The sequence below is a fragment of the Atopomonas hussainii genome, assembly GCF_900109735.1.
Classification (GTDB): Bacteria; Pseudomonadota; Gammaproteobacteria; order Pseudomonadales; family Pseudomonadaceae; genus Atopomonas; species Atopomonas hussainii.
Genome location: NZ_FOAS01000002.1, coordinates 271,651 through 285,795 on the forward strand (window position 1 = coordinate 271,651; position 14,145 = coordinate 285,795).

The 14,145-nt window shown below is 56.2% G+C and carries 11 protein-coding genes; all 11 read left to right on the forward strand.

The window, feature by feature from the left end; all coding sequences use genetic code 11:
• The first annotated feature begins 4 nt into the window (after nt 1-4).
• The 11 genes from BMX80_RS02930 (at nt 5) to BMX80_RS02980 (ending at nt 14,143) form a co-directional block, all read left to right on the forward strand.
• Entirely contained in the window at nt 5-979 is a 975-nt protein-coding gene (locus BMX80_RS02930; RefSeq protein ID WP_074865001.1) for a metallophosphoesterase, read from the forward strand.
• Entirely contained in the window at nt 976-1,842 is an 867-nt protein-coding gene (locus tag BMX80_RS02935; protein ID WP_074864885.1) for a rhomboid family intramembrane serine protease, read from the forward strand. The genes BMX80_RS02930 and BMX80_RS02935 overlap by 4 nt, the downstream gene beginning before the upstream one ends.
• A 13-nt stretch (nt 1,843-1,855) precedes the next feature.
• Nucleotides 1,856-2,119, forward strand: coding sequence for a YeaC family protein (locus BMX80_RS02940; protein ID WP_074864888.1), 264 nt, complete (start codon nt 1,856-1,858; stop codon nt 2,117-2,119).
• Nucleotides 2,119-2,946 carry a DUF2797 domain-containing protein gene (locus BMX80_RS02945; RefSeq protein WP_074864891.1) on the forward strand — a complete coding sequence of 276 codons (828 nt, stop codon included), beginning with the start codon at nt 2,119-2,121 and terminating at the stop codon, nt 2,944-2,946. The genes BMX80_RS02940 and BMX80_RS02945 overlap by 1 nt, the downstream gene beginning before the upstream one ends.
• Nucleotides 2,947-2,980: 34 nt before the next feature.
• Nucleotides 2,981-5,638: an aminopeptidase N gene (gene pepN / locus BMX80_RS02950; protein WP_074864893.1), complete on the forward strand. Its 2,658-nt coding sequence runs from the start codon at nt 2,981-2,983 to the stop codon at nt 5,636-5,638.
• 524 nt (nt 5,639-6,162) lie between these two features.
• Entirely contained in the window at nt 6,163-8,196 is a 2,034-nt protein-coding gene (locus BMX80_RS02955) for a DUF1302 domain-containing protein (RefSeq protein WP_074864896.1), read from the forward strand.
• 63 nt (nt 8,197-8,259) lie between these two features.
• Nucleotides 8,260-9,630 (forward strand): DUF1329 domain-containing protein, encoded by a 1,371-nt coding sequence (locus BMX80_RS02960; protein WP_074864897.1) that lies wholly within the window; start codon nt 8,260-8,262, stop codon nt 9,628-9,630.
• 183 nt (nt 9,631-9,813) lie between these two features.
• Complete coding sequence (locus BMX80_RS02965; RefSeq protein WP_074864900.1) at nt 9,814-10,863, forward strand: WD40/YVTN/BNR-like repeat-containing protein; 1,050 nt, start codon at nt 9,814-9,816, stop codon at nt 10,861-10,863.
• A gap of 21 nt (nt 10,864-10,884) precedes the next feature.
• Nucleotides 10,885-13,236, forward strand: a complete 2,352-nt coding sequence (locus BMX80_RS02970) for an efflux RND transporter permease subunit (RefSeq protein WP_071871165.1) — start codon at nt 10,885-10,887, stop codon at nt 13,234-13,236.
• 117 nt (nt 13,237-13,353) lie between these two features.
• A complete protein-coding gene (locus tag BMX80_RS02975; RefSeq protein WP_074864902.1) occupies nt 13,354-13,635 on the forward strand; it encodes a hypothetical protein in 282 nt (93 codons plus the stop codon).
• Nucleotides 13,628-14,143, forward strand: a complete 516-nt coding sequence (locus BMX80_RS02980; RefSeq protein ID WP_083394219.1) for a CinA family protein — start codon at nt 13,628-13,630, stop codon at nt 14,141-14,143. Before BMX80_RS02975 ends, BMX80_RS02980 begins: the two co-directional genes overlap by 8 nt.
• Nucleotides 14,144-14,145: the final 2 nt, after the last annotated feature.

The window sequence follows — 14,145 nt, forward strand, 5'->3', positions numbered from 1 at the left end:
GCGTATCGCCCCGGCTAGTGAGCACCTAGGCTACGACTTGATTGGCGATATACACGGCTGCGCGCAAACCTTAGAGCGCTTGCTGGGCGAGCTGGGCTATGCGCATGTCGATGGCGTCTGGCAGCACCCCGCGCGGCGGGCGATTTTTTTAGGCGATTTGCTCGATCGCGGCCCGCGCATTCGTGAGGTGGTGGCGCTGGTGCGCACTATGGTCGAGGCCGGTTTTGCCCTGTGCATCATGGGCAACCACGAATACAACGCCCTCGGCTGGCACACACGCGCGCTGCCGGGCAGTGGCCGCCAGCATGTGCGCGAGCACAATGCGCGGCACGAGCGGATCATTCGCGAAACCTTGGCGCAATACCGCGACGCCCCCGAGCAATGGCAAAGCGATCTGGATTGGTTTCAGCAGCTGCCCTTGGTGCTCGATGGCGGCAACTTCCGCGTGGTGCATGCTTGTTGGGATGCCGCGCTGATCGAGCCGCTGTATCAGCTGTACCCCGATGGGCGCATTGATGAGCACTTTTTACAGGCCTCGTGCGAGCGCGACAGCTTTGCCCGCCAAGTGCTCGACCGCCTGCTGCGTGGTACCGACATGGCGCTGCCGCACGGCATGACGCTTACCGGCAGCGACGGCTTTACCCGCGCGTTCTTCCGCACCAAGTTCTGGGAAGAAGACCCGCAAACCTTAGGCGACGTGGTGTTCCAGCCCGATGGCCTGCCGGATGAGATAGCCGAGATGCCGCTGTCGGCTGAGCAGCGCGCCGACTTGTTGGTCTACCCCGCCAGCGAACCGCCGCTATTTGTCGGTCACTACTGGCAAACCGGCAAGCCGGCGCCGATCCGCCCCAACTTGGCGTGTTTGGATTACAGCGCAGTGAAGTACGGCCAGCTGGTGTCCTATCGCTTCGATGGTGAGCGGCATCTGTCGCGCGATAAGTTTGTCGCCGTGAACGTGCGCCGTCCGGAGGCGCCGTGAATCTCGCCATCGCTCTGCGCTGCACGCTGGATCAAGACCTGTCCGCCTTTGTGCAGCTGTTACAGCAACAACAGGTGCCGTGCCGCGTGAGCGAAGAACGCGGCGAGCAAGTGCTCTGGGTGCCGGCCGAGTTGGTCGAGCCGGTGCAGCAGCTGTTTGCTAATCCAGATGCATGGGCGGCGTTTGCCGCGCAAGCCGCGAGTCCTGTGCCGGTCGAGCGCCCAAGTTTTGCTGCGCAGCTGCGCCAAGCGTGGCTTACTGGCCTGTGGCTGGTGTTAACGGCCATCGTCGCGCTGATTACCGGCCTTGGTGAGCGCTTAGACATCGTTAGCTGGTTTAGCCTGCAAGCCTTTACCGTGCACGGTGAGTACGGTCATTTTCTGCCCTTAGAGCACACCTTAAGCTCGGGGCAGTGGTGGCGTTTGGTCACGCCAATGCTGCTGCATTTCAGCGTGCTGCACTTAGTGTTTAACGCCCTGTGGCTGTGGGAGCTAGGTCGGCGCATCGAGCTACAACAAGGCCGCAGCGTGTATTTGGCGCTAGTGCTGCTTGCCGGCGTGCTGTCGAATTTGGCGCAATATCAGTTCAGTGATGCGCCGCTGTTTGGTGGCTTGTCGGGCGTGGTGTTTGCGCTGTTGGGCTTTTGCTGGCTGTATCAGTGGCGGCATCCGGTGGTGGCTTATGCGCTACCTAAAGCCTTGATCGGTTTAATGCTGGGTTGGCTGTTGATTGGTGTCAGCGGCGTGCTCAGCCTGTTTGATTTGCATATCGCCAACGCGGCGCATGTCGGCGGCTTGGCGGTAGGCTGTGTGTTGGGTTTAGCGGCGGCGCAGTGGGATAAGCGCCGCGCGCAACAAGCGTAAAGAGGTTAATCGCATGTCATCGTTTGCTGAATTGCTGCAAAGCGTCACCCCAGAAATCTACGAAAACCTAAAAACCGCCGTCGAAATCGGCAAATGGCCTGATGGCCGTAAGCTCACCCAAGAGCAAAAAGAGTTGTGCCTGCAAGCCATGATCGCCTGGGAACAAGACAACCTGCCCGAAGACCAGCGCACCGGCTACATGGGCCCGCAAGGCTGCAAGAGCAGGAACGAAGAAATCCCCAATATTCTGTTTAAAAGCTCGGACACCCTGCACTGATGGCCGAGCTACAAGGTGCACTCAGCAAGCTGGCGATCAGCTTGGATGAGCAAGGTAACGCGCACTACCAACTGCGCTTGGGCGAACAGGCGCTGGCGCTGAACCCCTTCTTGGGGCAGTCGATCACGTTGGAGTTTCTCGGCCAAATCCATTGCTGCCACTGTGGGCGCTTAACCAAAAAAAGCTTCAGCCAAGGCTATTGCTACCCCTGCTTTAAAAAACTCGCGCAGTGCGATAGTTGCATCATGAGCCCAGAGAAATGTCACTACCATGCTGGTACCTGCCGCGAACCCAGTTGGGGTGAGCAGTTCTGCATGACCGAACACGTGGTGTATCTGGCTAACTCCACCGGTTTTAAAGTCGGCATCACCCGCGCTTCGCAAATGCCTACCCGTTGGCTCGACCAAGGCGCGCGCCAAGCCGTGCCTATGCTGCGCGTGGCCACGCGGCAACAGTCGGGCCTGTTGGAAGATGCGATTCGCGCGCACGTCACCGATCGCACCAACTGGCGCGCCTTGCTCAAAGGCGACACGCCGTTATTGGATTTGCCCGCCGAGCGCGAGCGCCTGCTGGGCTTGTGCCAAGATGCGATCAGAGAGTTGCAGCAGCGCTTTGGTTTACAGGCGATTCAGCCGGTCGATAGCGCGCCGCTTGAGATCAACTACCCCGTCGAGGCTTACCCGAGCAAAGTGGTGAGCCTCGATTTAGAGAAAACCCCGCAGGTTAGCGGTCGCTTACTGGGCCTTAAAGGCCAGTACCTGATCCTCGATAGCGGGGTGATTAACTTGCGTAAATTTACCGCCTATCAAGTGGCGTTTAGCGCTTGATAGTTCGCGTCTAGAAAACAGCACCGAGGCACCCATGCGTAGCGAAACCCCTGTCGCAGTTCAGTTAAAGGATTACCAAGCGCCCGACTATTTCATCGAGCGCACAGTGCTGGATTTCGATCTTTACGATGATCACAGCACCGTCACTGCCGAACTCACTGTGCTGCGTAACAGCGATAAAGGCAGCGACTTGCCGCCGCTGGTGCTCGATGGCCAAGAGTTAGAGCTGCTCAGCGTTAGTATCGACGGCCAAGAGTTACCGAGTAGCGCCTATCAGGTCAGTGATAATCATCTGACGCTGCAGCCGCAAACCAAGCGCTTTGTGCTGCGCACCCAAGTGCGTATTCACCCGGAAAGCAACACCGCGCTGGAAGGCCTGTACCGCTCCGGCAAGATGTTCTGCACCCAGTGCGAGGCCGAGGGCTTCCGCAAAATCACTTACTACCTCGATCGCCCCGATGTGATGAGCGCCTTTACCACCACAGTGCGCGCCGATAAGCAGCGCTTCCCCGTGCTGCTGTCTAACGGTAACCCGGTTGCGCAAGGCGAGGAGGGCGCTCGCCACTGGGCGACCTGGGAAGACCCGTTTAAAAAGCCGGCCTATCTGTTTGCCTTAGTGGCTGGCGATTTGTGGTGCGTGGAAGACAGTTTCACCACCATGAGTCAGCGTGAGGTGGCGCTGCGTATTTATGTCGAGCCAGAAAACCTCGGCAAAGTGCAGCACGCCATGGACAGCCTGAAGAAGTCGATGAAGTGGGACGAAGAGGTCTACGGCCGCGAATACGACCTCGATATCTTCATGATCGTCGCCGTTAGCGACTTCAACATGGGCGCGATGGAGAACAAAGGCCTCAACATCTTTAACTCCAGTTGCGTGCTGGCCAGCCCGGAAACTGCCACCGATGCCGCGCACCAACGCGTCGAGGCCGTGGTGGCGCACGAGTATTTCCACAACTGGTCGGGCAACCGCGTGACCTGCCGCGACTGGTTCCAGTTATCGCTTAAAGAAGGCTTTACCGTATTCCGCGATGCCGAATTCAGCGCTGACATGAACTCACGCACCGTCAAGCGCATCGAGGATGTGGTGTTTCTGCGCACCAACCAATTCGCCGAAGACGCCGGCCCCATGGCCCACCCGATTCGCCCGGATTCCTACATCGAGATCTCTAACTTCTACACCCTGACTGTGTACGAGAAGGGCTCAGAAGTGGTGCGCATGCTGCGCACCTTGCTCGGCGCGGATGGCTTCCGTAAGGGTTCGGACTTGTACTTCGAACGCCACGACGGCCAAGCGGTGACTTGCGATGACTTCATCAAAGCCATGGAAGATGCCAACGGCGCCGACCTCTCTCAGTTCAAGCGTTGGTACAGTCAAGCCGGTACGCCGCGTTTGGCGGTCAGCAGCTATTACGACAAGGCCAGTGCCGAATACACCCTGACCTTCCAACAAAGCTGCCCAGCCACGCCGGGGCAGAGTGAGAAGCTGCCGTTTGTGATTCCGGTGCAAATGGCGCTGCTCAGCGCAGACGGTGAGCACTTGCCGCTGCAATTAAAAGGCGAAGATAGCGCGCAAGGTTGCGAGCGCGTCTTGGCGGTCAGCGAAGCCGAGCAAAGCTTCACGTTTGTCGGTATCGAGGCCGAACCATTGCCCTCGCTGCTACGCAGCTTCTCGGCGCCCGTGAAGATGAGCGTCGAGTACAGCCGTGAACAACTGCTGGCGCTGATGCAACACGACAGCGATGGTTTTAACCGTTGGGAGGCTGCCCAGCAGCTGCAGTTGGCGATCCTCAACGGCTTGATCGCCGCTGTGCAGGCCGGCAAAACCTTAAAGAGCGACCCGCAACTGGCTGAGGTGTTCGCCGGCTTGCTGGCCGACAGCAGCCTAGATCAAGCCATGCTGGCGGAAATGCTCAGCCTGCCCAGCGAAGCACTGTTGGCCGAGCTGGCCGAAGTGGCGGATGTCGAGGCCATCCATCAAGCGCGCGAGTTTCTCCGCAAGGCGCTGGCGCAAGCCCTGTATGCGCCGATGTGGCAGCGCTATCAGGCGTTACGCGCGCAGTCCCGCGAGCAGGCTTATGCGGCCGATGCCGAACAAATTGCCCGCCGCAGCCTACAGGGCAAGCTGCTGGCTTACCTGATGCTCACCGAAAAAACCGAGGTCAAGGCCGCCTGTGTCGAGCAGTTCGAGCAGGCGCACAACATGACCGAGCGCTTGAACGCGTTGGCGTGTCTGGTGAACTCATCGTTTGCTGCAGAAAAAGCCCAAGCCTTAGCGCAGTTTGCCGAGCACTTTAAAGACGATGCGCTGGTGATGGATCAGTGGTTTAGCGTGCAGGCTGGTTCGGTCTGCCCTGGCACGCTAAATCAAGTGAAAGCGCTGATGCAGCACCCGGCGTTTAGCTTTAAAAACCCCAACAAAATCCGCGCATTGATTGGCGGTTTCTGCGCGCAAAACCCGATCCACTTCCACGCCGCCGATGGTGAAGGCTATCGCTTCTTGGCCGATCAAGTGATCGCTCTGAATGCGCTCAACCCGCAAATTGCCTCGCGCCTGCTCACGCCCTTAACCCGTTGGCGCAAGTATGCACCTGCTCGACAAGCGCAAATGCGCGCCGAACTTGAGCGCATCCGCGCCAGTGGTGGGCTTTCTAAAGACGTGTTTGAGGTGGTGAGTAAAAGCTTGGCGGATTAATCCCCGCTTCGCTGAGCAAGTTTCCGCCAGTAAAAGATCGCCATAAGGGAGGAGTGACCTCCTTCCTCTAGCGGCGTTACCGTCGATAGAGTGAGCGGGGTGGCGTTACCTTGCGCTGGCGAGTAACACTGTTTGTTACCTTTTGTAATAAAGCCTCGAGCGTTTATGCGCTCGAGGCTTTTTTGTACCGAAAAGTTTGCTTTCTCAGCGTTCTGCCCCGTGTTGAGGTGTCAAGGGTTGCTGTTCGTGAGGCGGGGCGTTTTTAAACAAATGTTTCATTTGCGGCGCGAAAACGAAGCTGAATATTCGGTCACGTTTTGACGTGGTTGGATATTGGAGTGCTTGCAGGCTGAAATGTAACGGGATGTAAATGCTGGCACTGAATTTGCTTTCTTTCGTGCCGTCCTGCTGAAAGTGCGCCGTAGAGCGTGCGGACGCATAACAACAGACTGCGAGACAGTCACAAAATTCTTCTTGGGCCCTGTGCCTGATTATTCAGATCAATCCACGGAGTTAATGACGCAATGGAAATCATCGCTCGCTCACCACTGCGCTTCGCCCCGGCTAAGGCCGGCTACGCGCTGGCAGGCCTTCTGCCGCTGATGGTCGCCGCTCAGGCCCAAGCCGTTGAATTCAGCTTTGCTGACGACGAAATCACCGGTTCTATCGATACCACTGTGTCCTACGGCGCCCTGTGGCGCGTACAGGGTCAAGACCGTAGCAATAACGACGTGAACAGCAATGACGGTAACCGTAACTTCGGTACCGGCTTGGTGTCACAGGTGTTCAAAATTACTTCTGACGCAGAAGTGCGTTACGGCGACTACGGTGCATTCGTGCGTGGCACGGCTTTCTACGACACCGAAATCATGGATAGCCGTAACGACTACTACAATGCCCCTGGTGCTACTAATCAGCCAAGCCAGAGCTATCCGCGTGACAATCGCTTCACCAGCGAGACGCGTGATAAAGCCGGTCATAACGCAGAAATCCTTGATGCCTATGTCTATGGCTACTGGGATGTCTTCGATATGCCGCTGTCGGCCCGTTTGGGTAAGCAGGTATTCAACTGGGGTGAAGGCCTGTTCTACCGTGGTGGCGTAAACACCACTAACCCGGTGGACGCCGCTAAGTTCCGCCTGCCAGGTTCGGAAGTTAAAGAAGTGTTGATCCCGCTGGAAGCTTTCCAGTTTAACTTGGGTCTTACCGACAACCTGTCGATGGAAGCCTTCTATCAGTGGAACTGGAAAGAAACTGCCGTTGACCCAGTGGGTACTTTCTTCTCTGAAACTGACTTGTTTGCGGATGGTGGTAATACTGCTTACAACAATTATGCGGGTACATCTCTGACTGCTTCACAGGCGGGACTGGGTGGTGCATCGCTTGTGCAGTTCTATAATGCAGGCGCGGGTGGTGCGTGTGCCGGTCAAGTTGGTGGGCTTTGTTCAAGTGGTAAGAACTTTGTTTACTCAGACAATACCACTTTGAAAGTTGCTGATATCACCTCTGACTTGAATGCCAAGGATGATGGTCAGTTTGGTGTTGCTTTTCGGTATATTGCAGAAGAGTTGAACTCTACAGAGTTTGGTTTTTACTTTGTTAATTATCACTCAAAAGAGCCGGCTATTTATGCGGATTTGAATGGTTATGATGGGGTTAATATTCAAACGCTGGCTAGCACTTTGGGTGGTGGCGCTGGCTGCTTTGCAGTGGATGCTAATGGTAACGGTATTCCTGACTGCGTAGAGGTTGCTGGCGGGGTGGCAACGATTGATGCGTTGGGTAATGTCCAGGCTAAGCGTGAATACGCTGAAGATGTCCGCATGTATGGCATGAGCTTCAATACTACTGTTGGAGATACTTCTGTATTTGGTGAGCTGAGCTATCGTCCTAACCTGCCTGTGGGTATATCAGCTACCAATGATTTGTTGGGTGACTTAACGGCTCAGGCGGCTGGCTTTGTTGATGTATCCAATATCGCTGGTAATGGCACTGCGCTGCTGGCTGGTGATACATACCGGAGAGATGGTGCTGTTAGTAACTATACTCGAGTTGAGGCTTTCAATAGTTCCATTGGGGCTATTCATAACTTTGGCCCGGTAATGGGTTTCGACTCTTTCTTTGGGGTGGCCGAGTTGGCTTCTGAGCATTTGCGTGGCGATAGCTTGCAGTACGATGCGTATGTGTCTTCAGGTGTTACTACAAATCGCTACTACGCAGGTCGCCCGAATGGTGCGTACCGTTCTGGCTATAACCGCGACGATCAAATCAACAAAAACGCCTACGGCTACACCTTGTTGGTTAACGGTACTTGGAACGACGTCTACGCTGGCGTAAACCTGTCACCGTTCGCTGTGTATAAGAACGACTTCGAAGGCAACTCGCATCAGACTGGTAACTTCATTGAAGGTCGTGAGGCTTACACCGTTGGTCTGCGTGCTAGCTACTTGAACGCGTTGGAAGCTGAAATTCAGTACACCGAATTCTTCGGTGCCGGTCAGAACAACTCTGCCCGCGATCGCGACAACATCGGTCTGAACGTTAAGTACTCCTTCTAATAATCATAAAAAGCCGGGCGCCGGGTGGCGCTCGGTGTATGCATCCTCACGGAGACGAACTACATGTTGAAGAAACGCTCTCTGATCAGCGCTGCTATCGCGCTGACCCTGGCGTCCTCGGGTGCTCTGGCTGCAGTGTCGGCGCAGGAAGCCGCCAAGCTGGGCGACAGTCTGACCCCGTTCGGCGCTGAAAAAGCCGGTAACGCGGCGGGCACCATCCCGGCTTGGACTGGTGGCCTGACTCAGGCGCCGGCTGGCTACAAAGGTTCGGGCCAGCATCACCTAGATCCGTTCGCTGCTGATAAACCGCTGTTCACCATCACCAAAGCCAATCTGGATCAGTACAAGGCTAACCTGACCGCAGGTCAGGTTGCCCTGTTCAATGCCTACCCGCAGTCGTTCCAGATGCCGGTGTACGAATCCCGTCGTTCGGGTTCCGCGCCGCAGTGGATCTATGACAATACCGTGAAAAACGCCACCAGCGCTAAGCTGTTGGACGGTGGTAACGGTTTCTCCGACGCTTACGGCGGCATCCCGTTCCCGATCCCGCAAAACGGCGTAGAAGCGCTGTGGAACCACATTGCTCGTTACCGCGGTACTTACATTGTGCGTCGCGCCTCGGAAGTGGCTGTGCAGCGTAATGGTTCGTACAGTTTGGTGACCTCGCAGCAAGAAGCGCTGTTCCGTTACTACAACCAGAACGGCAGCTATGCCGATCTGAACAACCTGTTGTTCTACTACCTGTCTTTCACCAAGACTCCAGCTCGTCTGGCCGGTGGTGCGGTGCTGGTTCACGAAATGCTCGACCAAGTTAAAGAGCCGCGCCAAGCGTGGGGCTATAACTCCGGTCAGCGTCGTGTGCGTCGTGCACCGAACTTGGCGTATGACACCCCAATCGCCGCAGCTGACGGCCTGCGTACTGCCGATGACACCGATATGTACAACGGTGCGCCGGATCGCTACGACTGGAAACTGGTGGGTAAGAAGGAAGTTTACATTCCTTACAACAACTACCGCGTAACCAGCCCCAGCGTGAAGTACGACGATCTGCTGCAAGTGGGTCACCTGAACCCGCAGCACACTCGCTACGAGTTGCACCGCGTATGGGAAGTGGAAGGTACTCTGAAGAAGGGCGCTCGCCACATCTACTCCAAGCGTACCCTGTTCCTCGACGAGGACAGCTGGGGTGCCGCTGTGGTTGACCAGTACGACGGTCGTGGTGAGCTGTGGCGTGTGTCCATGGCCTACCTGAAGAACTTCTATGAGTTGCCCACCACCTGGTCGGCTCTGGATGTCTTCCATGACCTGCAGGCTCGCCGTTACCACGTACAAAACTTGGATAACGAAGAGTCCTCGACCATCGACTTCAGCCAGGCTGTGCCGGAAGACTCTTACTTCAAGCCGTCTGCTCTGCGTCGTCGCGGTACTCGCTAATAGCGTTGCGCACAAAGCCGCTGTCTAAGGACAGCGGCTTTGTGCTTTCTGCTATCTGAGAACTGTTCAGTCAGAAATAGGTAACAAAAGATTACGGCCATTGCATTGTTCGCAGTGACCAAGCTGGCTAGGATAGTCACTCTTACGCTTTGCCGTTTACCGATAATAATAGGGGGGAGCTGTATGTTTGAGCCCAACGTTCGGCGCTCGACAGCCTGCGATGTTCGTCATCGCCCATCTTTGACCACATTGCTCAAGCCTTTGGCCCTGAGCCTGTCTCTGGGTGTGATGAGCATGTCGGCACTGGCTGCAGATAAAATCAAAACCTACGATGCCATTGCCTCAGCCAAAGCCGTTGATAGCTTGCTGGTTGATGTGGCGCTGGCTGGCCAGAATTTAGTGGCTGTCGGTGAACGCGGGCACGTACTGATCTCTCGCGATCAGGGGCAGAGCTGGAGTCAGGTCATTGTGCCGACCCGCCAGCTGCTGACCTCGCTGTATTTCGTGGACGGCCAGCATGGCTGGGCCGTCGGTCACGATGCGGTCATTTTGGCCACCGACGATGGTGGTGCAACCTGGACTAAGCAGTTTGAAGAGCCAGAGCGCGAAGCGCCGTTGCTCGACGTTTGGTTTCGTGACGCCAAAGTAGGCTACGCCGTGGGCGCTTACGGCATGCTGCTGAGCACCACCGATGGCGGCAAAACCTGGGACGACGTCAGCGACTCGTTAGATAACGAAGACGGCTACCACCTCAATGCCATTGCCGAAGTAAAAGGCGCGGGCCTGATGGTGGTGGGTGAGCTGGGTAATATCTTCCGCTCGCCCGATTACGGCACGACGTGGGAAATCGTCGAAAGCCCCTATGAAGGTTCGTTGTTTGGCCTGTTAAGTGGCGCCAATAACGAAGTGGTGGTGTATGGCCTGCGTGGTCACATCTTCCACTCGGCGGATTTCGGTGCGACCTGGACGCAAGTCGAAGCCAAAGGCGAAGACGGTGTGGTTGAGTACGGTTTGTCCGACGGCACGCGTTTGGCTAATGGCAATCTGCTGATCGTCGGCCATGGCGGCACTGTGCTGCGTAGCCAAGATAACGGCCGCAGCTTTAGCGTGTTCAATCGCCCTGATCGCCTCTCATTGGGCGGCGTTACTGGTCTGGCGGATGGCAAGTTGGTGCTGGTAGGCAGTGGCGGTGTGCATATGGCCGACGCCAAAGGCGCCTCAAAAGATAAGTAACGACACGCCAGGAGAGTTTGGATGAGTAAGCATCACAACGAAGGCGCGTCGTTCCTCGAGCGTCTGGTCTTTAACAACCGCCCGGCAGTGATTCTGCTGTGCGCGTTGATTTCGGTCTTTCTGTTTTACCAAGCCGCGCAGGTAAAGCCGTCGACCAGTTTTGAAAAAATGATCCCGCTGCAGCACCCGTTCATTCAGAACATGCTGGAGCACCGTAACGATCTGGCTAACTTGGGTAACTCCATCCGTATTTCTGTTGAGGCTGTCGATGGCGACATCTTCACCAAGGAATACATGGAAACCCTGCGTCAGATTAACGACGAAGTCTTCTACATCGGCGGTGTAGACCGTTCCGGTTTGAAGTCACTGTGGAGTCCCAGCGTACGCTGGACCGAAGTGACCGAAGAAGGTTTTGCCGGTGGTGAAGTCATTCCGCAAACCTACGACGGCTCGGCTGAGTCGCTGGAAGAGCTGCGTAATAACGTCCTCAAGTCTGGTCAGATTGGCCGCTTGGTGGCGAACAACTTCAAGTCCAGCATCATCGACGTGCCGTTGGTTGAGGAATACCCCAACCCGGAGAACCAAGGTGAACTGCTGAAGCTGGATTACCGCAAGTTCTCTCACGAGATCGAAGAGAAAATTCGCGATAAGTACCAAGCGAAAAACCCCAACGTCAAAGTGCACGTGATTGGTTTCGCCAAGAAGGTCGGCGACTTGATCGACGGCATCATTCAAGTGGTGATGTTCTTCGGTTTGGCTTTCGGCATCACCTTGGTGTTGCTGTACTTCTTTACCCACTGCATGCGCAGCACCTTGGCGGTATTGCTAACCACCACGATTGCGGTGATTTGGCAGTTGGGCTTGTTGCACACCATGGGCTTCGGTCTGGATCCGTATTCGATTCTGGTGCCGTTCTTGGTGTTCGCGATTGGTATTTCCCACGGCGTGCAGAAGATTAACGGTATCGCCATGGAAGCCGGTCAAGCGGAAGACGCCCTGTCGGCGGCCCGTCGTGCTTTCCGTCAGCTGTTTATGCCGGGTTTGATTGCGCTGCTATCCGATGCGGTAGGTTTCGTGACCCTGCTGCTGATCGATATCGGCGTGATCCGCGAATTGGCTATTGGCGCCTCTATGGGTGTGGCAGTGATCATTCTGACCAACCTGATCCTGCTGCCAGTGACCATTTCTTATCTGGGTATCAGCAAGAAGTCGGTAGAGCGCAGCCGTAAGCAGGCCAGCAGCGAAAGCCCCATGTGGCGCAAGGTGTCTAACTTTGCTCACCCGGTGGTTGCACCGATTTCTGTCACTGTGGCCTTGCTGGCTGTGGTCGGCGGCCTTTGGTATGGCCAGAACCTGAAGATTGGAGACCTTGATCCGGGCGCGCCTGAGCTGCATCCAGACTCGCGCTACAACTTGGATAACGACTTCATCATCAAGAACTACTCGACCAGTTCTGATGTGCTGGTGGTGATGGTCAAAACCAAGCCTGAAGGTTGTTCGATCTACGACACTCAGTACGCCATCGACCAGCTGATGTGGAAGCTGGAGAACACCGAAGGCGTGCAGTCGACCATCTCGCTGGTGACTGTGGCCAAGCAGGTGATCAAGGGTATGAACGAAGGCAACCTGAAATGGGAAAGCCTGTCGCGTAACCAAGACATCCTCAACAACGCCATTAGTCGTGGCACCGAGCTGTACAACGGCGACTGCTCATTGGCGCCGGTGCTGGTGTTCTTGAACGATCACAAAGCCGACACACTGATCCGTGTGGTTAACGAGATCAATGAGTTCACCGCAGAGTACGATACGGAAGACCGCAAGTTCCTGCTCGCAGCGGGTAACGCCGGTATTGAGGCTGCCACTAACGTGGTGATCGATCAGTCGGAAGAAACCATGCTGATGGCCGTGTATGCGGCGGTGAGCATCATGTGCTTGCTGACCTTCCGCTCCATCGCGGCAACCTTGTGTGTGATTCTGCCCTTGGTGTTGACCTCCATCCTCGGTAACGCCTTGATGGCGTATCTGGGTATTGGGGTGAAGGTGGCGACCCTGCCGGTGATCGCGCTGGGCGTGGGTATCGGTGTGGACTACGGTATCTACATCTACAGCCGTCTGGAGTCTTTCCTGCGTAAGGGCTTGACGCTGCAAGAGGCTTACTACGAGACACTCAAGAGCACAGGTAAAGCGGTATTGTTTACCGGTATCTGCTTGGCGATTGCGGTGGCTACGTGGATCTTCTCGGCGATTAAGTTCCAGGCCGATATGGGCTTGATGCTGACCTTCATGTTCTTGTGGAACATGGTGGGCGCAATCTGGCTGCTGCCGGCGCTGGCACGTTTCCTGATCAAGCCGGCCAAGCTGCGTCAGGCGTAAGGTCAGAGCGGTAAAAAAGGCCGACCTTAGGGTCGGCTTTTTTATGTCTGCAGTTTCTATGGTCGAAAGGCAAAGCCTGCTGACGTACCATGGCGGCAGTTTCTTATGAGGTGCTGCATGGACGCTGTACAACACGAAGCCTTGGTTCACTTCTTGCGTTTAGGCTCGCGCACGTTGACTCATCTCACGGCGGCCATGGCCCGCCAGTCATTTACCTTGCTGAAAAGCACAGATCCCGATGTGCGCCTTGCGGCGCAAAACATGCTGGACAACCTCTCGGCCATTAGCACAGAGCTTGATCAGCAGTGGCAAGGTATGGCCACGTTGCTAGGGGTACATTTGCAGTCCGGCAATCTGCCGTTTCTCGAAGAGGTACAGATGAGTAGCGTGGATGAGTGAGCATCTTGATCTGCAGATTAGTCAGTTAGCGGCTGAGCTTGGCACGCTGTTGCAGGCGCATGCTTGGCAGGTGACCACGGCAGAGTCGTGTACCGGCGGCGGTATTGCTGAGGCCATCACGCGGATAGCCGGCAGCTCCGCCTGGTTTGAGGCGGGCTTTGTGGTGTATTCCAATGCACAGAAAACCCGTCAGTTAGGGGTGTCTGAGGCTTTGCTGGCGGCGCATGGCGCTGTGAGTGAGCCTGTGGTGTGCGCCATGGCGCAAGGGGCTTTACAGCTGGCAAATGCGCAATGGGGCGTGGCGGTTAGCGGCATAGCCGGGCCGGGCGGTGGTAGTGAGCATAAGCCGGTAGGCACCGTATGGTTGGCTTGGGCAGGCCCAGGTGGCATAGAAGCGCAGCGTTTTCTATTTACCGGTGACCGCCACGCCGTGCGGCAGCAAAGCGTTGTCTGTGCTTTGCAAGGCCTGCTGCTGCGCATTCGCACAGAAAAAAACAATCGGGGCTAGGC